Raw genomic sequence first — 21,855 nt, 5'->3', positions numbered from 1 at the left:
TTATTGTTATACCATTACTACTTGTAAAATGAAGGAGTATTTTTATCAGGTCGTGTTTTAAAGCGGCGGTGAAGCCACATATATTGCTCTGGCGCTGCATTAATTGAGAGCTCCATGCGTTGGTTTACGCGTGTAACATCGGCTTTGTCATCACCGCTTGGGAAGTTTTCAAGCTCTGGGATAATTTCTAAATGGTACTTTCCATTTTCGTCTCGGCGGGTAATTAAGCTCATTGTTTCGCAATTTTTACTGCCAGCAAACATCAGCGTACCAGTTGTAGTTGCGGTATCTTGTACAGCGTAAAAAGGCACAAATTCACAGCGGTTACGGCCGTAGTCTTGATCGGGTAAGTAGTAACACACTTTTTTATTTTTTAATGCTTTTAGTAAGCCTTTTACGTCTTTTTTACCGACCAAATATTCATTGGAGCGGAGGCGACCATTAGTCGTAAAGTATTCCATTAACGGGTTATTGTGCGGGCGATAAAAACCAATGCCCATGCAGCCTAATCCCATTAATCGGCCTGCCATTTCAAGGTGTAAAACATGGGGTACTAATAATAAAACCCCTTTGCCAGAGCGCTGCACTCGCTCAAAGTGTTCAAGCCCTTTTAAAGACCCTAACGCTTTTTGTGCACGCCACTTTGGCCACCACCATGCCATTCCGGTTTCAATCATCGCAATGCCGGTGTTTTCCATATTTTTTAGCACTAATGCTTTTTGATCTTCGTCACTCATTTCAGGAAAGCAACGTTTAATGTTTACTTCGGCGATGTGTCGGCGGCGTTTCATGTATTTATGAACTAAACGGCCAAGTAATTTACCCATGGCTAATTGAAGTTTTTGCGGAAGCCAAGAAATTAGGTATAAGAAAAAAACGCCAATCCACGTTAGCCAGTATCGAGGGCCTAAAAAAGATGCTTTAAAAGGAGATGAGGTGACCACAAAAATTGCTCTAATTATAAAAAGGCTAGTTTAACGCTTAGCGCTGAAAAATACAAAAAGCCAGCATGTAGCTGGCTTTGGGTAACCATTTTTGGAAATTTAAGCTGCTTTTAACCCTTGGTTTATAGCTGCTAAATCTTTGCTTGTAAGTGTACCCGCTGCTTGCTTTAAGCGCAGAGTAGACAGCACATAACGATAACGTACATCAGCAAGATTACGTTTAGCATTGTATAGGTTTTGTGTGCTTACAAGTACATCAACAATTGTACGTGTGCCTACTTCAAAGCCCGCTTCTGTTGCTTTTAAAGCACTTTGGGCAGATACAACAGCTTGCTCTAATGCTTTGTAGGTTGCTATGTCAGACACTACTTGATTGTAAGACGTAATAACCGTGCGGGTAATTGCGCGGTAATTGGCTTCGTAATCTTGGCTAGCAGCAACGTAAAATGCACGTGCTTGATCGGTAGCTGCAACTGTCGCACCCCCAGAGTATAGAGGGAGACTAAAGTTAAGCCCTACTGAGGCAGAGTCTGCACGTGGTTGCCTAGTTAGGCTTGTGCCATTTATATCGGTATCTGTTAAAGAGTCGCCATAACTTGCGCTTAGGGTTAGCTTTGGATAGTGACCCGCCCTTGCCAGTTTAATTTGATCTTGCGCTATATCTACCGTTACTTTAGCAACTTGCAAGCTAATGTTTTTATCTTTAGCAATATTTAAAAAATCGCTAGAGTCTCGAGCTGGCTTAGTTGTAGAAAATGTCTCTGTATTTAAAAAGTCTAACTTTGTGTGGTATTTACCCGTAATTTCACGCAGTTGCTCACGCGCTGTTTCTACTGAGTTATTAGCAATAATTTCTTGTGCTACTGAATTATCGAACTGTGCCTGTGCTTCGTGTACATCGGTAATAGCCGTTAAACCAACAGCATAGCGTTGTTTAGTTTGTTCAAGCTGGCGCTCGATGGCGCGTTTTTCCGTTTTAATAAATTCAAGGTTATCAATCGCACTTAAAACATTAAAGTAGCCTTCAGCAACACGAACAATTAAATTTTGCTTAGCTGAATCGTATTGAGCATTTGCTTGCAAGGCTTGTTTGTCTGCAATGTCTAATGAGTTCCATGCGCCTAAATCAAACAAAGTTTGGCTTAAGCTAAGGCCACGTGTGAACTGATCAGAGTCGCTTTCGACTTTAACTTGGTTTGATAAATCCGTCACACTTTCAAAAGAGGTTGAGTCAGTTTTTGTGTAACCCATTGTTAAACCAATTTGCGGCAATAATGCAGCCATTGCAGTGTCTGCTTGGTAAGATTGTGCGTCTGCTTGGGCTTTTGCTTTTAAAACGGTAGGATCGTTGGCCGTTGCAATTTCAAAAACTTGTAGTAAATCTTCAGCGTTTGCTGCTGTTGTGCCTAATGCGCATGATAAACTAACTAGCGCCGCAAGAATGTTCTTTTTCATGTGTTGTTCGGTCCTTAGACAATTTTTATACTAAAACCATGGTAACCTGTTTTACGTAATAACAAAAAATAAAAAGAGTAAAACAGTGCGTCGAAATGTAACAGAATATATTAACGTACTTCAAAGTTTTTCATAAGTAGAGGATGCTTACGTGCCAGATAAAAAACTTGTTCAGTTTACGCATAGAGATGTCAGCGTAAAGCCGGTCAAAAATTTGTATAAAGGCTTTTTTCAGGTTGATTTGTATCAGTTTGAACACGCCTTGTTTGCGGGCGGTAAATCAAAACTTATTAGTCGCGAGATTTTAGAGCGTGGAGACGCCATTGCCGTGCTGCCTTACGATCCGGTGTCAGATACTGTGCTTTTAATAGAACAAATACGTATAGGGGCTATTAAAAGCAAGCATTCTCCCTGGCTGCTAGAATGTATTGCTGGCATGACTGATGGCAGTGACGATTACGAATCGGTAGTAAAAAAAGAGGCGTATGAAGAGGCTGGGCTTAATTTAACAGAACTTGAATTTATGCTTTCGTACCTTTCAAGCCCTGGTGGTACAACAGAGCGACTACATTTGTACCTTGCACGAGCCGATTTAAGTGAGGTTGAATCTGGTGTGTATGGCCTTGAAACCGAGGGTGAAGATATTAAAACTCACGTACTTAGCGTTGATGATGCACTCGCTCGCCTCAATAACGGTGAAATGGATAATGCCGCAACGGTTATTTGTATGCAGTGGCTTGCGCTTAACCATGAAAAAATGAAACACAAGTGGACAGACTCTTCTTCATAGCCGCAAATGGGCTAACAGTATAATGGTGGTATTTTGACAGTACAATTAGCAACAAATCGATATATCCAAAGCCTCCCAAAGTATTTAACGCTTTGTGAGCACAATTACTTACGACTTTTAAAATTATTACCGCCTGAGCGAACGGTTGGCAACAGCCGAGAAGTAAAGCTGGGCAGCAGTGAGTTTGCGACTAAAGTTGATGGTAGTGCAAAATACACCATGGATATTTCGATTAAGCAGCTAAGCGGCATGCTAAAAGGGATTGCACCGCTTTATTTAACGGTTAGGTTGTATCACGATGCTAAAGTGGCTGAAATTATTCATCACGATTATCATCAGCGCATTAAGCCTTCTTATGGTTATCCTAATCCCAAAATGCATCAAAAAGATGAAAAATATCAACTTAATGCATTTTTATACGATTGGCTTGTAGCCTGTGTAGAGCATGGACAAGCAACATTAAATTGGGATGTAAACAATGGCTTGGTTTGATGACCCTTATCGCATTGATAAATCGTCGCTACGCATAGCACACATTACCGATTGCCATTTATTTTCTGATAAAACGGGTGAGTACTTTGGCGTAAATACCGCACATTATTTTGTACATGCGCTGGCTCATATGGCTAAACAATCCCTTGATTTTGTAATATTTGGCGGCGACCTTACGCAAGATCACAGTGCAGAGTCCTATTTTTTGTTTAGTGAGCTTATTGAGCAAAGCGATTTAACGTGCCCTGTTTTTTGGGTGCCGGGTAATCACGATGACATCATGTTAATCAACAGAATGAGTGGTGGGCAAATAAATCGCGCTAAACATATAGTCGCAAATGGCGTTGAGTTATTACTTATAAATTCAAAAGGGCCAACCCCTGCAGGGTGGGTGACTGAGTTACATTTGGATGAAATGACCGAGCGCCTTATCGCATCTTCTAGCCCCAAAATAATATTTTGCCACCATAACCCACTCCCCATTAATGGCTACTTAGACAAACACATGCTGGAAAACGGGCCACAATTACTTAATATATTAGTTAATAGCGAAAACGTTTTTGGTTTGTTTCACGGCCATGTTCACAATGAATACATGCAAACATTTAGAACGCTCCCCATCTACGCGACTCCTGCCAGCTCGGTACAGTTTAAAAAACACAGTCCTGATTGGATACAGCAGGACTTTGGGCCAGCATACAGGCTGATATGTATAAGCACGAAAAAAGATAATATAAGCACAGATATGGAAGTAGTATGGCTAAACGGGTAATCTATATTCATGGTTTTAATAGCTCAGATAAATCATATAAAGCTGTGCGCTTTGGCGAGCTTATGTCACACTATGACGTTGACTATTGTGTACCGTGCCTAAACCATGAGCCCATACAAGCCATCATAGCGCTTGAGCAATTACTTACACCTAATACTGTTTTATTAGGAAGCTCATTAGGTGGATTTTTTGCCACGTATTTATCGCAGCGTTATCAAATTCCTGCAGTGGTTATAAATCCCGCGGTTGCGCCATACAGTTTATTAAAGCCGTTGCTTGGTTTAAATTATAATCCGTATCAAGATTATCATTATGAATTGAATAACAGCCACATAGCGGCTTTAAAAGCATTGGCTGTGGATGACTTAAAACACCCTGAATTGCTGTATTTATTACAGCAAACAGGTGATGAAGTCTTAAATTTTCAGCACGCAGTAAATTATTATTCGCAATGTAAACAAAGGGTCGAGTTTGGTGGCGATCATAGCTACCTTGGTTTTGAACAAACCTTTGCAAGTATTGTAGATTTTCTTAAAATCACGTAAAACTAGTTAAGCATAGCCTTAGCGAATATAAAGATAAAAACTATGAGTGATCAAAATTATAACGCCGAAGCCATTGAGGTACTCAATGGATTAGATCCGGTAAAAAGACGCCCAGGGATGTACACCGATACTGTACGTCCAAACCATTTAGGCCAAGAGGTTATCGATAACAGTGTCGATGAGGCTATGGCGGGTCATGCAACTAAAATTGACGTAATTCTACACGAAGACAACTCGCTTGAAGTCAGTGATGACGGCCGTGGTATGCCAATCGATATTCACCCAGAAGAAGGTATTCCTGGGATAGAGCTTATTTTTACTAAGCTGCATGCCGGTGGTAAATTCTCAAACAAAAACTACCAGTTTTCAGGTGGTTTACACGGGGTAGGTATTTCGGTTGTAAATGCATTATCTACACGTGTAGAAGTAACCGTTCGCCGCGATGCACAGCAATATAGAATGGCGTTTGAAAACGGTGATAAAGTTGAGGATTTAAACGTTATAGGCACTGTTGGTAAACGCAACACCGGGACTACCGTGCGCTTTTGGGCCGATGCCAGCTATTTTGACTCTGCTAATTACTCCATAACCAAGCTTAACCATTTATTGAAAGCTAAAGCGGTACTTTGCCCTGGTTTGCGTATCAAATTTGTTAATAAACAAACAAAAGAAACCCAAGAGTGGTTTTACGAAACCGGCTTAAAAGATTATTTAATTGAAGCGGTTAAAGGTTTTGAAACGCTGCCACAAGACCCATTTGTAGGTGAGTTTAAAAGCGCTATTGAAGGCGTAGATTGGGCCGTAGTATGGCTGCCAGAGGGCGGTGAATCTATCGCTGAAAGCTACGTAAACTTAATCCCCACTGCGCAAGGCGGCACGCATGTTAATGGTTTACGCCAAGGCTTACTTGAAGCCATGCGAGAGTTTTGTGAATTTAGAAACCTATTACCTCGTGGTGTAAAGCTTACCCCAGACGATATATGGGAGCGCTGTAGTTATGTGCTTTCGGTTAAAATGCAAGACCCTCAGTTTGCAGGCCAAACAAAAGAAAAACTATCATCACGCACGTGTGCGGCACTTGTTTCGGGCGTTGTAAAAGATGCATTTAGCCTTTGGTTAAATGAACACACAGATACAGCAGAGTTGTTAGCTGAACTGTGTATATCTAATGCACAAAGTCGTTTAAAAGCCGCTAAAAAAGTAGTGCGTAAACGCGTAACAGCAGGCCCCGCATTACCGGGTAAACTTACCGACTGTAGTGCCGCCGATAACGACCGCACCGAACTATTTTTAGTAGAGGGTGACTCTGCTGGTGGCTCGGCAAAACAAGCCCGAGACCGTGAATTTCAGGCAATTATGCCTTTGCGTGGTAAAATTTTAAATACGTGGGAAGTAGAGTCTGGGCAAATACTAGCATCACAAGAGGTGCATGATATCTCGGTTGCGTTAGGTATCGACCCCGACTCAGCCGACATGAGTGGGCTACGCTATAATAAAATTTGTATTTTGGCCGATGCTGACTCCGATGGTCTTCATATTGCCACTTTGCTGTGCGCCTTGTTTGTTCGTCACTTTCCGCAGTTAGTAAAAACGGGTCATGTATACGTAGCAATGCCGCCATTATTTAGAATCGATATTGGTAAAGAGGTATATTACGCCCTTGATGAAGAGGAAAAAACAAGCATCTTAGCGCGTATTGAGGCAGAGAAAAAACGCGGTAAAGTTAACGTACAGCGATTTAAAGGATTGGGTGAAATGAACCCACTGCAGCTTCGCGAAACCACCATGGATCCAAACACCCGACGCTTAGTTCAGTTAACACTGGATGAAGAGGCACAAACTATGGAAATGATGGATATGTTGCTTGCTAAAAAACGTTCACCAGACAGACGCCAATGGCTTGAAGATCATGGTAATAAGGCGCAAGTATAATTACTGGTGTTTGTCATTAGGAGATACAAATGAATAAATTACTAGCAAGTGTATTGTTGCTGTGTATAACAAGTGCCCCTGTTATGGCTAAAAATATACTCGATAAGCTCACTGTAGCACCTGGTTTTGAACTTAGCTTATTTGCAGATGACGTTGAAAATGCGCGTCAAATTGCGGTATCTAAAAAAGGTATTGTTTATGCGGGCTCTCGTAAAGCGGGCAATGTGTATGCATTAATAGATCATAATAGTGATGGTGTAGCAGACAAAAAAATTGTGGTAGCGAGTGGCTTAAACATGCCATCAGGGCTCGCAATTAAAGAGGGGGATTTATACGTTGCTGAGGTGCACCGTATAATTCGATTTAAAAATATTGATACCCAATTAAAAGATCCAAAATTTGATGTGATTTACAGTGCACTTCCATCAGAGCGCCACCATGGCTGGAAGTTTTTACGCTTTACACCCACAGGGGAATTACTCATTCCGGTTGGTGTGCCCTGTAACATTTGTGCTGAAGATGAGCGCTTCGGTCGTATTTTCTCACTTAATGTAGAAACCAAACAAATTAAAACTGTAGCGCAAGGTGTTCGCAATTCGGTTGGGTTTGATTTTCATCCAAGTACTCAGGCTTTGTGGTTTAGTGATAATGGCCGCGACATGATGGGCGATGATATTCCACCAGATGAAATAAACCGCGTTAGCACTGAAGGTGAGCATTTTGGTTTTCCTTATATTCACGCCGGCGCAATTGTTGATCCTGAATTTGGTGAAGGTAAAAATATTGCTGATTACACTTCTCCTGCGCTGGCACTCCCTGCCCATGTTGCCCCATTAGGTATTCATTTTTACAATGCAAAACAATTTCCAGCAAGCTATAAAGAGCAATTGTTTGTTGCCGAGCACGGGTCGTGGAATCGTAGTAAAAAAGCAGGCTACAAAGTCGCTGTAGCAAACATAGAGCAAGGCCGTGTGACTAAATACACACCGTTTATTACCGGCTTTATGAAAGACGAAACAACATTTGGACGCCCAGTTGCATTTGCAGAGTTAGGTGACGGCAGTCTGTTAGTAAGTGACGATTACGCCAATGTAATCTACCGCGTAAGCTATAAGAAAAACTAGGTAAGCTTTAATGAGTGATACAGATACCTTGCTGATGCAAGGAATAGAGCAACAAACAATGGGGCGCTTTACTGAAGACGCCTATTTAAACTATTCCATGTACGTGATCATGGATCGTGCTTTACCCCATGTGGGTGATGGCTTAAAACCCGTGCAGCGTCGTATTATTTACGCGATGAGCGAATTAGGTTTATCGGCCGCTGCTAAATATAAAAAGTCAGCCCGTACCGTGGGTGACGTACTCGGTAAATATCACCCGCATGGAGATAGTGCCTGTTACGAAGCGATGGTACTTATGGCGCAACCGTTTTCGTATCGGTATCCACTTGTTGACGGCCAAGGAAACTGGGGCGCTGCTGATGATCCTAAATCATTTGCTGCAATGCGTTATACAGAAGCGCGTTTATCTAAATTTTCAGAAGTACTACTAAAAGAGCTTGGCCAAGGCACTGTTGATTGGACGCCAAATTTTGATGGCACAATGGATGAACCCTTAGTATTACCTTCGCGCTTACCGCATATTTTACTTAACGGCATTACCGGTATTGCTGTTGGTATGGCGACTGATATTCCGCCGCATAACGTGCGAGAAGTTGCCAGTGCATGTTGTTTATTACTCGATAAACCAAAAACAGAACTTGATGAATTATTAGAGCTAGTACACGCACCTGACTACCCAACCGATGCAGAAATAATTACCCCAAAAGCCGACATTCATAAAATATATAAAACCGGTCGAGGCTCGATTAAAATGCGTGCGGTGTATACCGAAGAGCAAGGCGATATAGTGATCACCGCGCTTCCGCATCAGTGTTCAGGCGGTAAAGTACTTGAGCAAATAGCAGCGCAAATGAACGCGAAAAAACTGCCTATGATTGCTGATTTACGTGACGAGTCAGATCACGAAAATCCAACACGTATAGTGATTATACCGCGCTCTAATCGTATTAAAGCTGAGCCATTAATGGCTCACCTGTTTGCGACCACCGATTTAGAGAAAAACTACCGTGTTAACTTAAACATGCTCGGGCTAGATGGCCGCCCGCAAGTCAAAGACCTGCGTAGTATTTTAAGTGAATGGCTCATGTTTAGGCGCGAAACTGTTCGTCGTCGTTTGCAGTATCGTTTAGATAAAGTACTCGCACGCTTACATATTTTAGAAGGCTTATTAGCAGCGTTCTTAAATATTGATGAAGTGATTGAGATTATCCGTAGTGAAGATAAGCCAAAGCCTATTTTAATGCAGCGCTTTGATTTAACCGATATACAAGCAGAAGCTATTTTAGAGTTAAAACTTCGCCATTTAGCTAAACTAGAAGAGTTTAAAATTCGTGGCGAGCAAGATGAGCTTGCCAAAGAGCGTGATAAGTTAGAACTAACACTAGGTTCAGATCGTCGTATGTCAACGCTGCTTAAAAAAGAAATTCAAGAAGCTGCAGAAATGTATGGCGACGATCGTCGCTCACCAGTTATTGAACGTAGCGAAGCTAAAGCCCTTAACGAAAAAGATTTAATACCATCAGAGTCAGTGACTGTTGTTCTTTCAGACAAAGGGTGGGCACGTGTCGGTAAAGGCCATGACTTGGATGCAGAAGGCTTAAGTTATCGTTCGGGTGATGCCTATAGGGCTTCTGCTCGTGGTAAGAGTAACCAGCCTGCTGTGTTTTTAGACTCAGCTGGGCGCGCTTTTGCTACTGACGCACATAGTTTACCGTCGGCGCGTAGCCAAGGCGAGCCTATGACGGGGCGCTTTAACTTAACATCGGGTGCTAACTTTGAGCATGTTGTTATGGCTGAAGATAACCAAGTGTTGCTTATGGCGTCAGATGCCGGTTATGGTTTTATCACTGATTTTAAAGATCTTGTGAGTAAAAATAAAAACGGTAAAGCGTTAGTGAGTGTGCCTAAAGGCGGTATTTTACTGCAGCCGATTAGAGTGAGCGATGTAGCTAGCGATTACTGTATGGCTATTTCTAATGAAGGGCGAATGCTTTTATTTCCACTGCGCGATTTACCTAAGCTAGGTAAAGGTAAGGGCAATAAAATTATTTCTATTCCTGGTGCAAAGGTACAGGCTAGAGAAGAGTTTGTGAAAGTACTGGCTGTTGTTCCGCTTGGAAGTAGCGTTACATTACATGCCGGCAAACGCAAGCTAACCCTTAAACCAACAGATTTAGAGCATTACCATGGAGAGCGAGGTCGTCGAGGTAACAAATTACCGCGAGGCTTGCAACGTGTTGATGAAGCCGTTGTTGAGTTAACACCTCAAGATGAAGAGCCTGTTGAAAGTGCAACAGATGAATCATAAGCGTTGAGTTAAAGTATTACGGCCTGCAATTGCAGGCCGTTTTTGTTTATACAACTCTATTTTTATCACCTTATTGTTTTGTGTTAGTCAATTAATTTTAGCATCGACTCTATTTCAGCGTACAGTTGTTCGCTATTGTCTCGTCTGTGTCACAAAATAACGCTATAATAGTGTCATAGTGCGTAATGACATGCGCACCGCACACAATTGATTTGGAGAACGAGTTTGTTAGCTGTAATACGTGTTTTTATTATGTTTATGTTTATATTATTGAGTTGTATTTTTGGTTTATTGCTTTCATTAGTTAGGCCCTTTCACCCAAATAATGTTCACATAATTGCAGGTTGGTTTGGTTCTATGGCCAAAATGATCGGTGTTAAATTAGTGCTTACACGCCATAAAGATGCTGAAAATATTGGCCCTGCAGTGTACGTTGCTAATCATCAAAATAGCTATGATTTATTTACAGTACCAGCAATGGTACCAAAAAACTGTGTAAGCCTTGGTAAAAAGAGCTTAAAGTGGATCCCATTTTTTGGTCAGCTTTATTGGCTGTCAGGTAATATTTTAATAGATAGAGCAAATCGTTCAAAAGCGGCTGGTACTATTTCAAAAGCAGCTGAAAAAATAAAGAAAAATGGTTTATCGGTTTGGGTTTTTGCTGAAGGTACTCGCAGCTATGGGCGCGGTTTATTGCCTTTTAAAACAGGTGCTTTTCATACCGCTATGAGCGCCGATGTGCCAGTGGTTCCCGTATGTATGAATACAACGCACAAAAGCATTAAGCTAAATCGTTGGGATAATGGTACAATTTACATCGAAATGTTAGCGCCTATATCACTTGATAAAAGTATAAGTGCGCGAGAGCACGCTCAAAACGTACATACTGTTATGGCTGCTAAAATAAACGAATTAGATGCTCAAGTGAGAGAGAAATAATGGAAAACTGGCGCGAAATAAGTGAAGACATCGTAAGTTCATTACTTGAAGATGGATCAGATCCTGAAATACTTTATGAAGTAGAACACCACTTTGTGTGTGAAGACTTCCCTAAGCTAGAGCAAGCTGCATTGGCTGCTTTTAAACTAGGTTACGATGTTGAAGAGCCAGCAGAGCTTGAGCTTGAAGATGGCAGCAAAATTTGGAGCTTCGACATAGTAGTAGAAGCTGAGCTAGACGTAGACGTCATTATGGAAGACGTTGATAAACTAGCAGCGCTTGCTATTGAGTGCGACGTTGAATACGACGGTTGGGGCACTTACTTTCAAGAGTAATTAATAGCTCTATACAAATATCAAAAAAGGCGAGCATTTAACAATGCGCGCCTTTTTAGTTTTTAATTGATTGCTATATCAGGTTCATATCAATACTTAATAAACTTGAAGGGCTAAATCTGGGAGGCCATGGTTTAAACTTATGTATTTAGAATAACTAAACATTTGCCCTGTCATGACATGATTTTTCAGCCTCAAGATAGATTACTTAATACTATTAGAGCCATTTTTTATTTTTAAAATACACGCCAATACCACCGGTAAGTATCACTAAAAACACAATAAATAGCGTAAATGCGTAAGGGTTGTCTGTTCCAGGTATACCGCCTACGTTAACCCCAAGCAAACCAGTTAAAAAGCCTAAAGGTAAAAACAAGGCTGCCACTACTGACATCACATACATACGTTGGTTTAACTGCTCAGAAACATGGTTAGTTACTGTTTGTTGAATAATTTGTGCGCGCTCTATTGAGCTGTCTAGCTCTTCAAGGTAGCGAATTAGTAGGTTAGTGGTTTCGTTTAGTTTTGCTTTATCGTCATCCAAAAGCCACTCATAATTACCGTTTACCATTGTAGTGAGCGCCTCTTTTTGAGGTTTTAAATAACGTTTTAGCGCAATAGTTTGGCGGCGTAACTGCGATAGCGCTTGGTTGTCAAAGCGCTTACTTGGCTCGTCAATTTCTTCTTCAAAGTCATCAAGTGTTTCATCTAAAGAATCAATAACACTTTGCATGCGTGAAGTCAGTTTTTGTGTAATAGCGCACACAAGCTCAGATATAGAGCACGGGCCTTTATTATCCTTTAATGAAGTGAGTACATCGTCAATAGATAAAAGGCGACGCTTACGAGAAGTAATAACTATATTTTCGTTAATAAATAAACGTACCGACACCATGTCTTCTGGGCTTTGCGCCGGATTTAAGTTTACACCGCGCAAAAACAGCAAGTGCCCATTTGTAGACTGAGTAATACGTGGGCGTGTTTCATCTGCTATAAACGATTCTAATTCGTAATCGGTTAAAAGCTCACAGTGTTTGAGCCAGTTCACAACATCGGTTTGGCTATAATCCATATGGACCCATAACTTACCTTGCTCAGGTTGCCAGTTGTGAAGATCTTCGCTGCTTTGTATAGCGCGAGCACCGCCTTTTTCATCAAGCACTAGGGCGTGAAGCAAACCGTTAATCATAATAATGTCTCATAATAGTGTAATTTTAATACTATAAACTATAGTGTATCTAACTGACCAAAACATATTTACTTTTAATAAGTTAAGATACTTTTTAAATTATTGGTCTAGCCTAAATGCTGGCTTAATTATATTGCAGCAAGACGTGCATTGTGAGACTAATAGGCATTAAAGATCAATCAAATCGATTCATCGGTAAGATAAATTTATTTTGTTGGTCTTTTTATTTCTATAGCGTATAAACCTCTTTTTTACTAAGGGCACATTTATGACGACAAAAATAACAATAGGTTGGCGTGAGTGGTTAAGTTTACCTGAGCTTGGTATTGAGCGGATCAAGGCTAAAGTTGACACCGGAGCACGTACTTCATGTATTCATGCTATTAACATTGAAGAATACGAAGTTGATGGCGAAAAGTGGGTTAAATTTATAGCTCAACCATTACAAGATGACGAAGAGACTCAGATTACTTGTAATGCTAAAGTGAAAAAAATGAAATACGTAACCAGCTCTAGTGGTGAAAAGCAATTGCGTTATTTTATAGAAACAATATTACACGCGGGTGAACATAGCTGGCCTATTGAAGTCACCCTCACAAGCCGCGCAACCATGAAGTTTAGAATGTTGCTAGGTAGAACAGCCATGGAGAATCGTGTCGTTGTTGACACGGCATTATCTCATTTATTATAAAAAGTATTGGGCTTATGCTGCAAAAAGCAGCCATTAAGCACCAATGCTGTAAAATTTAGTTAAGGTTTTAACTATGAAAATCGGTATTTTATCTCGTAACAGAAAGTTATATTCAACACGTCGTTTAATCGAGGCTGCAGAGGCTCGTGGGCACGAAGTGAAAGTAATAGACGCACTTCGCTCTTACATGAATATAAACTCTGAACAGCCAGAAATTCACTATCGTGGTGAAAATTTAAAAGATTTTGATGCAATTGTGCCGCGTATTGGCGCATCAGTCACCTTTTACGGCTGTGCAGTTTTACGCCAATTTGAAATGATGGGGGTATACCCAGTAAACGAATCTGTGGCTATTTCTCGTTCGCGCGATAAATTGCGCTCATTGCAGTTATTGTCACGCAAGGGCGTAGGCATGCCTGTTACAGGTTTTGCGAGTAAACCAGATGATGTAAAAGATTTGTTAGAAATGGTTGGTGGTGCACCGGTTGTTATTAAATTACTCGAAGGTACACAAGGGATTGGTGTTGTACTGGCTGAAACGCGTAAAGCTGCAGAGAGTGTAATTGAAGCATTTATGGGCTTAAAAGCTAACATTATGGTTCAGGAATACATTAAAGAAGCGGGTGGTGCGGATATTCGCTGTTTTGTATTAGGTGATAAAGTAATTGCAGCAATGAAACGTCAAGCACAAGAAGGTGAGTTCCGCTCAAACCTTCATCGTGGCGGTAGCGCAACATTAGTACGTATTACTCCTGAAGAGCGTAAAACAGCAGTTGCTGCTGCTAAAGCGATGGGATTAAACGTAGCGGGTGTGGATTTACTTCGTTCATCTCGTGGGCCTTTAGTGATGGAAGTTAACTCATCACCAGGTCTTGAAGGTATTGAAATAGCAACAGGTAAAGATATTGCAGGTATGGTGATTGATTTCATCGAAAAGAATGCCTCAAGTAAAGGAACCGCAACTCGTGGCAAAGGTTAAAATTAACCGCCCTTTCACTTTACTAGGTGAAAGTATTGGTGTTGGTGAACGTAAAACGTTAGCTTTAGAAGCTGCAAAACTTTATACCCACTCACCCCTTAATATTCCTATAGAGGTTGTTAATGGCGTAATGGAAGGCCCTGTACTGATGGTATGTGCCGCTATCCATGGCGATGAGCTAAATGGGGTAGAAGTTGTTCGTCAATTACTGGCTAAAATTGATCCAAACCAGTTACGTGGCACGCTTATCGCTGTGCCAATTGTGAATGTGTTTGGCTTTATTCATAAGTCGCGCTATTTACCTGACCGTCGCGATATGAACCGCAGTTTCCCTGGTTCTGAAAGAGGGTCGCTAGCGGGTCGTATGGCTTATATGTTTTTCAATCAAGTTGCGGTGCATTGCACGCATATTATTGATTTACATACAGGGGCTATTCACCGAACAAACTTGCCACAAATACGTGCAAATTTGGCGGATGAAGCTACTGCGCAGATGGCCAAAGCCTTTGGTACACCGGCGGTGATTGATGCCTCGCTACGCAATGGCTCACTAAGAAGTGAAGCGGCTAATTTAGGCATACCGGTTATTACTTATGAAGCGGGTGAGGCACTGCGTTTTGACCCAATTGCAATAGCCGCCGGCGTGCAAGGGGTTGACTATGTAATGCGCCATTTAAAAATGATGCGCGGCAAACGCCCTAAAAAACTACCAGAGCCTGTCATTGCAAGCTCTACAAGCTGGGTACGTGCTGAAGTAGATGGCATTGTACGTGCTCAAGTGTCGCTGGGTGAGCGCGTAACAAAAGGGCAAATACTTGCTTATATAAGTAGCCCGCTTGGTGACTCTGAACTTGAGTTACTAGCACCACGAAGTGGTATTGTAATTGGTCAGCAAACTATGCCATTGGTTAATGAAGGTGATGCAGTTTTTCATATTGCTTATTTTGCTCATGCTAATAGCTTGGTTGAGCAGCAATTAGAAACATTTATTGATGAAATAAATGATTTAGATGAAGAACTAAAAACGGCAGAGTTAAATAACTAACCCTTTAGCAGCTATTAAAAAGCCGTTTTAGTTACTAAAACGGCTTTTTTTATGCAAAATTTATGATTTTTTAGGGCCTATAATTCGCTTAATTACCGGCGCTTTTGATGGTTTAGGCTCTGCGTTTAAAACGAGTACAGGGCGCGTAACAAATAAATTATTTGGGTAAATTACGCGGTGCCCATCAATATGTTCAAGTACAACATTCATTAAGCCCATCTCGACAATTCTACCTTCAACATGATTTGCGCCGTCAATAATACGTACCCAAAAACCAACACGGCAGTCGTTTTGAATAAACATTAATAAAAATGCGGTTAGATTGCTCAGTAATGACCATGCTGCAAATAGCGCGACACCTAACATTGCAAAGAGTGACGAGCCCAGAACCAGTAGCCCTCGTAGTTCAATACCCCAAAATACTAACACTAAACATAACATGACAAAGGCGAGAATAATTTTAAGTAGTAACTCTGCGCGGTATTTACGATGTAAATCTACTTTACCTTTAATGGCTTGCTCAAGTAACTTTTTAGTTAGCTTTAATAGCACTGGAAAAAGTAACAAGGCAATAACGGTCACGATGAGTTTATATTGATCGGTGAGTAATTCTAAAACATCTAAAAATTCCAAAATAGCGCCTTTTACAGTTATGTGGTAGTTAAAAGTAGTAAATAAAGCAACACGTTAGGTTGAATTTCAACTAGCTTAAAGGCCTTAGTTTAGCGTGTTATTTTGGCGCTAAGTAGCAATTTAAAAAGATTTTTTTACACTGACAAGCCACTGCACAGAGTCGACATCATCAGCGCTATCTATGGGAGCGGCTATATCAAGATGGATCATAGTGCCTGCATTTGCTCTACTCGGCGCTAGGCGCAAACCAACGCCCACATTTTTGAGTACATGATTATTTTCGCCATTTGTTTGGTTATTAAACCATGCTCTACCAATATCTATAAAGCCCGCGCCACCTACTTTGAATAGTTGTAGTAAATCGTACTCCCAGTAGTAGCGTTTTTCTAGGCTCACTAAAAAGCTACGGTCGCCATGTTGGTAACCCATAGGGTAGCCACGCAGGCCTGTTTCGCCACCTAAGGTAAGCTGTTGGTCGGCAGTTAGGTTTTTTGTGTATTGCACGCGGCCTTTTACATACCAAGATTGATCAACACTTGTATTTAGATAATATTGTACTTGCGATGTCGCTTTAAAGTTTTCGAGTTGCTTTTGTTCTTCGTTCCAAAATCCCTCTAAATCCGTGCTAAAACGCCAAAGCGTATTATCGCCAGAAAAATGCGCTGTTTTCACATTAAGCGAATAAACAAGGCGGCTATCATCGTTACTCAACGATTCATCTGAATAACCCAGCAGTGCTTTTGCATTCCAACCTAGGTTTAAATCTTCAGTGCGATAAATGCTGTCAAAATTACGCACCTTAATAAAATTATCCTCAAACCAATGACCACTAATATAGGGATAACTGTAGCTTCTATCTTTAGCTAAAGGCTCAAATGTGGTTTGAATAGCAGTAAATGTATGCTGCTCATCTACATAACCTAAGCTAATTCGCTGAGTCCAGTTATTACTGAGTGCCTTAGAGTGGCCGATAAAAATGCGATTTAGATCAGTTGTTTGATCAAACTCACTGATCTCTTTACCACGTCGGTATAGTGATTCTTCTCGTTGTTCTGAATAGCTTAAAATACCGTAACTGTAAGGTGTATCTATGGCATAAAATGGATAAGTAAGCTCAAGTAAATGACGCTTACCATCGCTGTTATCTGCATACTCTATGCGACCACGGTAGCGGCTAGAAAAAATATTAGGATCGTCGTAAACAAATAAGTAACCACTGCGGTCGCTGTCGGTTGTGCGAGAAAAAGACAATCTTTTTCCCCAGCCAAACAAGTTTGATTCTCTAAAACCAATACTCGATTTATTTTCTCCACCGCTGCGGCTAAAGTTTATTTCTGGCAAGAGCGTCCATAAATCACGGGTAATTACTTTAACATCTATATCGCCATCACAGTTTTCTGTTGCGCTAATTTGTGCGTCGTAAAGGTAGTTTTCTTTTCGCAGCAGGCGCTCCGATTCAGAAAGTTTTTTAGCATCGTAAAGGTCGCCAGAGTTAAAAAGCAGTAGGTTTTTGATTACTTCAGGTTCGGTTTGAATGTGCGCGCGGTTAGCAAATCTAAACAGTGCGTTATTTTCTTCTTCCAGCGCAGTATTAAATACATTGAGTTGTTCTAGCGTAATAGTGGCTATTCTAGCATTTGGTTTTGTAGCAACCAGTAGCGTTTCATCGCTGAGTTGGCGACGTAATTTTTCTTCACTCAAATGTATTGATGATTCAAGCGGGCAGGTACCTGTGTTTGTAGGAAATGGCTCTGCATAAGCATTAGACATTAATAGACACAGAACAATAACCCCAACACAACAGGGTGAAAACCACGTATTACTGATCATTTAACCCCTTATTTACTGCGTAGTAAACTACACCCGTAATATTAGCTTACATCATTGTTATTTAAATGTAAGTAAAAAGCATAGGGGGTTAAAAAATAATTAATTTAGTTTATTAAAAACTATTTGTTAAAAAGAGTCGTTTAGGTGTTAACTATTGCCCGATTATAAAAACAGTTTATTCATCCATCGCTAAATCGGGTTAATTTAAATAAAAAGCCAACGCGGCTAATAAATGTTCTGCTTCAGGCCCTTCGCCGTTAATCCAAATACTTTGACTGTAATGCTCGTAATTTAAATTAAATGTTTGTTGGCTATAAGAAAAGCGCACCTGATGCCTATCGGCTCCCGCCGAATACTCGCTAATAGCGATATCGTCCGAATGTAGGAATAATGTACTCCACAGCTCAAAGTCTTCATCGTGAGGTGGCTCTGTCGGGGTAATGATGATGCATTGGTGTGTGTGGTCGTAATCTATTTTGCTCATATTATGCTTATTGTGTGGCTAAGTAGTTGCGAATTGCTGTTAAAAAAGCACCGCCATATTTATTTAATTTGGTAAAACCAACCCCCGACACTTTTAAAAATTCACTGTCGTTGGTAGGCATGAGCTGCGCCATTTCGGCTAACGTTTTATCGTTAAATACCACATACGGTGGCACATCGTCGGCATCGGCTAGCTCTTTGCGTAATGAACGCAAGCGAGCGAATAGTTTTTTATCGTAATTAAATTGCGCGAGCTTATCTTGGTATACGTGTTTTGCTTGTAATCGAGGCTCAGCTAATTGCAGTGCATATTCGCTTTTTAATATAGCGCGGGCGGCTTCGGTTAATCGCAACGAAGCGCCTTGCGTTATATCTTGGCTTAGTAACCCTTGGTGAATGAGTTGGCGTAAAATACTCAGCCAAAACTCACTACTTCTGTCTTTACCAATACCATAGGTGCTCAACTGGTGATGATTGTTATCGCGAATACGACTCGTGTTGGCACCGCGTAATAGTTCTACAATGTACCCTAAACCAAATCGCTGCTCAGCTCTGTATACACACGAAAGTGCTTGCTGGGCAACAAGCGTTCCGTCAAAGCTTTTAGGTGGATTTAAGCAAATATCGCAGTTACCACATTGTTCTCGTTGGTATTCACTAAAGTAGTTAAGCAGTATCTGACGACGACACGTTTGCGCCTCAGCAAAGCTTGCCATAGCATTAAAGCGTTGCTCTTCTACTCTTCGACGTTGTTCATCGTCAATGTCTTCAAAAAATCGCCTTACACGGCCTATATCGGCAGGATCAAAGTACATGATTGCTTCTGCGGCTAAGCCGTCGCGTCCTGCTCTGCCTGTTTCTTGATAGTACGCTTCTATGCTTTTAGGTATGTCGTAATGCAGTACAAAGCGTACATTGGGTTTGTTTATACCCATACCAAAAGCCACAGTAGCAACGACTATTTGGATATCATCACGGGCAAACCCTGTTTGCACAAACTGGCGTTGTTCATTACTCATACCTGCATGGTAAGCGGCTGCATTAAGGCCTGCATCGGCCAGCTTTTCTGCTATGTCGTCAACACGCTTTCGACTAGTGCAATAAATAATGCCACTTTGGTTTTTTTGTTCTTTTAGGTAGCGCAACAGTTGCACCATAGGTTTAAATTTCTCTTCTATGGTGTAACGAATATTAGGTCTGTCGAAACTGCCAGTGTGAATGTAAGGCTGCTGAAGTTTTAACTGTTCAACAATATCAAAGCGTGTGGCTTTATCTGCGGTGGCGGTCAGGGCCATCATAGGCACGTGAGCAAAACGCTGCTTAAGTTCGTTTAAGCGAAAATAATGCGGCCTAAAATCATGCCCCCAATGCGACACACAATGCGCTTCGTCAATGGCAAATAAGCTTATTTTTAAATGCGATAATCGCTCTAAAAAGTCACGTTGTAATACTTTCTCTGGGGCTACATATAATAGTTTAATAAGCCCTTGGTGAAGTTGCTGATAAACTGACTGCTGTTCTTCGCGTGCTAGGCTGTTATTCACATAAGCCGCTTTTACACCTAAAGCTTGAAGCTGCGCAACTTGATCTTGCATAAGTGAAATAAGTGGTGAGATAACAATAGTAACCCCTTCAAGAACTAATGCCGGAATTTGATAACACACAGATTTCCCGCCACCAGTGGGTAGCAAAACAAGTGTGTCCTGACCATTTAAAGCGGCATCAATAACGGCTTTTTGGCCATCTCGAAATTCGCTGTAACCAAACACTTGTTTGAGGACAGTCTCGGGTTTTCGCACTAACGTGCTTGAAGGAAGCGTAGATGTATTCATTGGCGGGTATTTTAGTGTTTTTTTTATAAGATGTCTTTAGCTTTACGCTCGTAGTTTTACACAAGGTATGTTTTACTCGTTGTACCTATTAATTTCAGAGAATAATAATGAATAAAGAAATGTTAATTGAACAAGTGGGTGCGCTATTTGTAAATGGCATGCCGTTTAATCAATTTTTAAATATATCGGTAGAATCACTTAGCCCAGAACAAGCTAAAATTACATTTCCCTGGCAGGATGTTTTTATAGGTAACCCAGCTCAAAAAATTCTTCATGGTGGGATTATTTCAGCCGTACTTGATAACGTAGGCGGCATGCTTGCAGCGGCCAGTGTGATAGACAAGCTAACCGATTTAGATATGAACAGTGTGCAAAAAAAATTAGCAACACTTGGCACTATTGATTTACGCACTGATTATTTGCGCCCGGGAAAAGGGGATGTGTTTACCGCCAGTGCCACGCTTATTCGTTCAGGTAATAAAGTGTGCGTGTGCAGAATGGAATTACATAACGAGCAATCAGTGCAAATAGCTTTTGGAACAGGCACGTATTTAGTTGGATAAAATCTGTTAGGCGAGTAAACTGGCGACCTTTTAAATCACTAAGTGTTTACTATGCCAATTGTTACCGAGCAGCGTAAAGGCGCAATTTTTGCTTGTCTTGCTTTTGTTATGTGGGGTCTTGCCCCCATTTATTTCAAGTTAATCCAACATGTGACCGCATTTGAAATCTTAATGCATCGTGTGGTGTGGTCAGTCGTATTTTTAATTTTAGTGGTGAGTGTTTTAAAGTACTGGCGTAAAATTAAGCACATTATAATACAGCCTAAGCTGATGCTAATGTTAGTTATTACCTCTGGTTTACTTGGTTTTAACTGGGGTTTATTTATATGGGCGATTAACAATAACCATATGCTTGATGCAAGTTTAGGTTATTACATAAATCCGCTTTTAAATGTTTTGTTAGGCATGCTTTTTTTAGGTGAGCGCCTCCGAAAATTTCAAGGGGTTGCTGTTGGGTTGGCATTCTCTGGGGTGATACTTCAATTAGTAAGCTTTGGCTCGTTTCCTGTGGTGGCCTTTTCACTTGCTATATCGTTTGCACTGTATGGCCTATTACGAAAAAAGCTGCCTGTTGAGGCGTTACCCGGTATATTACTCGAGGCATTAATATTATTGCCAGTAGCACTGGTTTACTGGTGGATGATGACACCTTCTGCTACATCAAGTTTGCCTAATAACGATTGGCTTACCAACTTATTACTTATAAGCGCAGGCATTGTTACCACACTACCGCTGCTTTGCTTTACAGGTGCGGCTAAACGCCTGCAATATACAACCCTTGGCTTTTTCCAATACATTGGGCCTAGTTTAATGTTTATACTTGCTGTGGTGTTTTACGATGAGGTATTTGATACTGAAAGGCTTATTACCTTTGCGTGTATTTGGAGTGCACTGGCTATTTTTAGTTGGGATTCTTACCATCAATCACGTAAGCGTAAAAAAGCGGCCATTACAGCCGCCGAAATTGCTTAAAT

21 protein-coding genes are annotated in these 21,855 nt (G+C 41.0%); 14 read left to right on the top strand and 7 right to left on the bottom strand.

Annotated features, from left to right (window positions below; translation table 11 throughout):
- Positions 1 to 17: 17 nt before the first annotated feature.
- Both lpxL and tolC read right to left on the bottom strand, forming a co-directional pair.
- On the bottom strand, positions 18 to 944 hold the full coding sequence (gene lpxL, locus KZZ04_RS07500; protein WP_219422299.1) for an LpxL/LpxP family Kdo(2)-lipid IV(A) lauroyl/palmitoleoyl acyltransferase: 927 nt from the start codon (positions 942 to 944) through the stop codon (positions 18 to 20).
- Positions 945 to 1,043: 99 nt separating this feature from the next.
- Positions 1,044 to 2,399 (bottom strand): outer membrane channel protein TolC, encoded by a 1,356-nt coding sequence (gene tolC / locus KZZ04_RS07495; protein WP_219422298.1) that lies wholly within the window; start codon positions 2,397 to 2,399, stop codon positions 1,044 to 1,046.
- A 151-nt stretch (positions 2,400 to 2,550) separates the two neighbouring features.
- Between tolC and KZZ04_RS07490 the strand changes: the two genes are divergently transcribed.
- From KZZ04_RS07490 to rraB, 9 genes are all read left to right on the top strand, one after another.
- Positions 2,551 to 3,189 (top strand): NUDIX domain-containing protein, encoded by a 639-nt coding sequence (locus KZZ04_RS07490; protein WP_219422297.1) that lies wholly within the window; start codon positions 2,551 to 2,553, stop codon positions 3,187 to 3,189.
- Positions 3,190 to 3,222: 33 nt separating this feature from the next.
- Positions 3,223 to 3,681: a DUF1249 domain-containing protein gene (locus tag KZZ04_RS07485; protein WP_058405839.1), complete on the top strand. Its 459-nt coding sequence runs from the start codon at positions 3,223 to 3,225 to the stop codon at positions 3,679 to 3,681.
- Positions 3,668 to 4,453 carry a metallophosphoesterase gene (locus tag KZZ04_RS07480; protein WP_219422296.1) on the top strand — a complete coding sequence of 262 codons (786 nt, stop codon included), beginning with the start codon at positions 3,668 to 3,670 and terminating at the stop codon, positions 4,451 to 4,453. Before KZZ04_RS07485 ends, KZZ04_RS07480 begins: the two co-directional genes overlap by 14 nt.
- Complete coding sequence (locus KZZ04_RS07475; protein ID WP_219422295.1) at positions 4,438 to 4,998, top strand: YqiA/YcfP family alpha/beta fold hydrolase; 561 nt, start codon at positions 4,438 to 4,440, stop codon at positions 4,996 to 4,998. Before KZZ04_RS07480 ends, KZZ04_RS07475 begins: the two co-directional genes overlap by 16 nt.
- A 42-nt stretch (positions 4,999 to 5,040) precedes the next feature.
- Entirely contained in the window at positions 5,041 to 6,930 is a 1,890-nt protein-coding gene (gene parE / locus KZZ04_RS07470; RefSeq protein ID WP_058552436.1) for a DNA topoisomerase IV subunit B, read from the top strand.
- Positions 6,931 to 6,959: 29 nt separating this feature from the next.
- The gene (locus KZZ04_RS07465) at positions 6,960 to 8,054 is read left to right on the top strand and encodes a sorbosone dehydrogenase family protein (protein WP_058552435.1); all 1,095 of its coding nucleotides are present in this window, start codon (positions 6,960 to 6,962) and stop codon (positions 8,052 to 8,054) included.
- Between the two features lie 10 nt (positions 8,055 to 8,064).
- Positions 8,065 to 10,362 (top strand): DNA topoisomerase IV subunit A, encoded by a 2,298-nt coding sequence (gene parC / locus KZZ04_RS07460; protein WP_058405844.1) that lies wholly within the window; start codon positions 8,065 to 8,067, stop codon positions 10,360 to 10,362.
- A 225-nt stretch (positions 10,363 to 10,587) separates the two neighbouring features.
- Complete coding sequence (locus tag KZZ04_RS07455) at positions 10,588 to 11,301, top strand: 1-acylglycerol-3-phosphate O-acyltransferase (protein WP_058552433.1); 714 nt, start codon at positions 10,588 to 10,590, stop codon at positions 11,299 to 11,301.
- The gene (rraB, locus tag KZZ04_RS07450) at positions 11,301 to 11,636 is read left to right on the top strand and encodes a ribonuclease E inhibitor RraB (RefSeq protein WP_058552432.1); all 336 of its coding nucleotides are present in this window, start codon (positions 11,301 to 11,303) and stop codon (positions 11,634 to 11,636) included. Before KZZ04_RS07455 ends, rraB begins: the two co-directional genes overlap by 1 nt.
- A gap of 217 nt (positions 11,637 to 11,853) precedes the next feature.
- Here the strand turns inward: rraB and KZZ04_RS07445 are convergent, their stop codons facing one another.
- Positions 11,854 to 12,825, bottom strand: coding sequence for a zinc transporter ZntB (locus tag KZZ04_RS07445; RefSeq protein ID WP_058405846.1), 972 nt, complete (start codon positions 12,823 to 12,825; stop codon positions 11,854 to 11,856).
- Between the two features lie 268 nt (positions 12,826 to 13,093).
- On the opposite strand from KZZ04_RS07445, the gene KZZ04_RS07440 reads away from it, so the two are divergent.
- The 3 genes from KZZ04_RS07440 to KZZ04_RS07430 all read left to right on the top strand — a co-directional run bounded on the left by KZZ04_RS07440 (position 13,094) and on the right by KZZ04_RS07430 (position 15,540).
- Complete coding sequence (locus KZZ04_RS07440) at positions 13,094 to 13,516, top strand: RimK/LysX family protein (RefSeq protein WP_058405847.1); 423 nt, start codon at positions 13,094 to 13,096, stop codon at positions 13,514 to 13,516.
- A 73-nt stretch (positions 13,517 to 13,589) separates the two neighbouring features.
- Positions 13,590 to 14,495 carry a 30S ribosomal protein S6--L-glutamate ligase gene (gene rimK, locus KZZ04_RS07435; RefSeq protein ID WP_058405848.1) on the top strand — a complete coding sequence of 302 codons (906 nt, stop codon included), beginning with the start codon at positions 13,590 to 13,592 and terminating at the stop codon, positions 14,493 to 14,495.
- On the top strand, positions 14,482 to 15,540 hold the full coding sequence (locus KZZ04_RS07430) for a succinylglutamate desuccinylase/aspartoacylase family protein (protein WP_058405849.1): 1,059 nt from the start codon (positions 14,482 to 14,484) through the stop codon (positions 15,538 to 15,540). The genes rimK and KZZ04_RS07430 overlap by 14 nt, the downstream gene beginning before the upstream one ends.
- A 60-nt stretch (positions 15,541 to 15,600) precedes the next feature.
- Here KZZ04_RS07430 and KZZ04_RS07425 read toward each other — a convergent pair whose 3' ends face one another.
- The 4 genes from KZZ04_RS07425 to recQ form a co-directional block, all read right to left on the bottom strand.
- Complete coding sequence (locus KZZ04_RS07425) at positions 15,601 to 16,173, bottom strand: mechanosensitive ion channel domain-containing protein (protein WP_058405850.1); 573 nt, start codon at positions 16,171 to 16,173, stop codon at positions 15,601 to 15,603.
- A gap of 120 nt (positions 16,174 to 16,293) precedes the next feature.
- Positions 16,294 to 18,003, bottom strand: coding sequence for a POTRA domain-containing protein (locus tag KZZ04_RS07420; protein WP_219422294.1), 1,710 nt, complete (start codon positions 18,001 to 18,003; stop codon positions 16,294 to 16,296).
- Positions 18,004 to 18,202: 199 nt separating this feature from the next.
- Entirely contained in the window at positions 18,203 to 18,487 is a 285-nt protein-coding gene (locus KZZ04_RS07415) for a DUF3630 family protein (RefSeq protein ID WP_008128966.1), read from the bottom strand.
- 7 nt (positions 18,488 to 18,494) lie between these two features.
- Positions 18,495 to 20,318 (bottom strand): DNA helicase RecQ, encoded by a 1,824-nt coding sequence (gene recQ, locus KZZ04_RS07410; protein WP_058405853.1) that lies wholly within the window; start codon positions 20,316 to 20,318, stop codon positions 18,495 to 18,497.
- 107 nt (positions 20,319 to 20,425) lie between these two features.
- Here recQ and KZZ04_RS07405 point away from each other — a divergent pair, with 107 nt between their 5' ends.
- Positions 20,426 to 20,881 carry a thioesterase family protein gene (locus KZZ04_RS07405; protein ID WP_006793162.1) on the top strand — a complete coding sequence of 152 codons (456 nt, stop codon included), beginning with the start codon at positions 20,426 to 20,428 and terminating at the stop codon, positions 20,879 to 20,881.
- Positions 20,882 to 20,932: 51 nt separating this feature from the next.
- Positions 20,933 to 21,853: an EamA family transporter RarD gene (gene rarD, locus KZZ04_RS07400; protein ID WP_058552426.1), complete on the top strand. Its 921-nt coding sequence runs from the start codon at positions 20,933 to 20,935 to the stop codon at positions 21,851 to 21,853.
- Positions 21,854 to 21,855 lie beyond the last annotated feature (2 nt).

The sequence above is a fragment of the Pseudoalteromonas sp. CR1 genome, assembly GCF_019392235.1.
Lineage (GTDB): Bacteria > Pseudomonadota > Gammaproteobacteria > Enterobacterales > Alteromonadaceae > Pseudoalteromonas.
This window is presented reverse-complemented; position numbering and strand designations above follow the sequence as displayed.

What these genes read in the sequence shown, in the direction of transcription:
- KZZ04_RS07415 (WP_008128966.1), bottom strand. Translation starts at nt 18,487, where the DNA reads ATGAGCAAAATAGATTACGACCACACACACCAATGCATCATCATTACC.
- KZZ04_RS07480 (WP_219422296.1), top strand. Translation starts at nt 3,668, where the DNA reads ATGGCTTGGTTTGATGACCCTTATCGCATTGATAAATCGTCGCTACGC.
- KZZ04_RS07445 (WP_058405846.1), bottom strand. Translation starts at nt 12,825, where the DNA reads ATGATTAACGGTTTGCTTCACGCCCTAGTGCTTGATGAAAAAGGCGGT.
- KZZ04_RS07440 (WP_058405847.1), top strand. Translation starts at nt 13,094, where the DNA reads ATGACGACAAAAATAACAATAGGTTGGCGTGAGTGGTTAAGTTTACCT.
- rarD (WP_058552426.1), top strand. Translation starts at nt 20,933, where the DNA reads ATGCCAATTGTTACCGAGCAGCGTAAAGGCGCAATTTTTGCTTGTCTT.
- parE (WP_058552436.1), top strand. Translation starts at nt 5,041, where the DNA reads ATGAGTGATCAAAATTATAACGCCGAAGCCATTGAGGTACTCAATGGA.
- parC (WP_058405844.1), top strand. Translation starts at nt 8,065, where the DNA reads ATGAGTGATACAGATACCTTGCTGATGCAAGGAATAGAGCAACAAACA.
- KZZ04_RS07420 (WP_219422294.1), bottom strand. Translation starts at nt 18,003, where the DNA reads ATGATCAGTAATACGTGGTTTTCACCCTGTTGTGTTGGGGTTATTGTT.
- tolC (WP_219422298.1), bottom strand. Translation starts at nt 2,399, where the DNA reads ATGAAAAAGAACATTCTTGCGGCGCTAGTTAGTTTATCATGCGCATTA.
- KZZ04_RS07475 (WP_219422295.1), top strand. Translation starts at nt 4,438, where the DNA reads ATGGCTAAACGGGTAATCTATATTCATGGTTTTAATAGCTCAGATAAA.
- rimK (WP_058405848.1), top strand. Translation starts at nt 13,590, where the DNA reads ATGAAAATCGGTATTTTATCTCGTAACAGAAAGTTATATTCAACACGT.
- KZZ04_RS07465 (WP_058552435.1), top strand. Translation starts at nt 6,960, where the DNA reads ATGAATAAATTACTAGCAAGTGTATTGTTGCTGTGTATAACAAGTGCC.
- KZZ04_RS07405 (WP_006793162.1), top strand. Translation starts at nt 20,426, where the DNA reads ATGAATAAAGAAATGTTAATTGAACAAGTGGGTGCGCTATTTGTAAAT.
- rraB (WP_058552432.1), top strand. Translation starts at nt 11,301, where the DNA reads ATGGAAAACTGGCGCGAAATAAGTGAAGACATCGTAAGTTCATTACTT.
- recQ (WP_058405853.1), bottom strand. Translation starts at nt 20,318, where the DNA reads ATGAATACATCTACGCTTCCTTCAAGCACGTTAGTGCGAAAACCCGAG.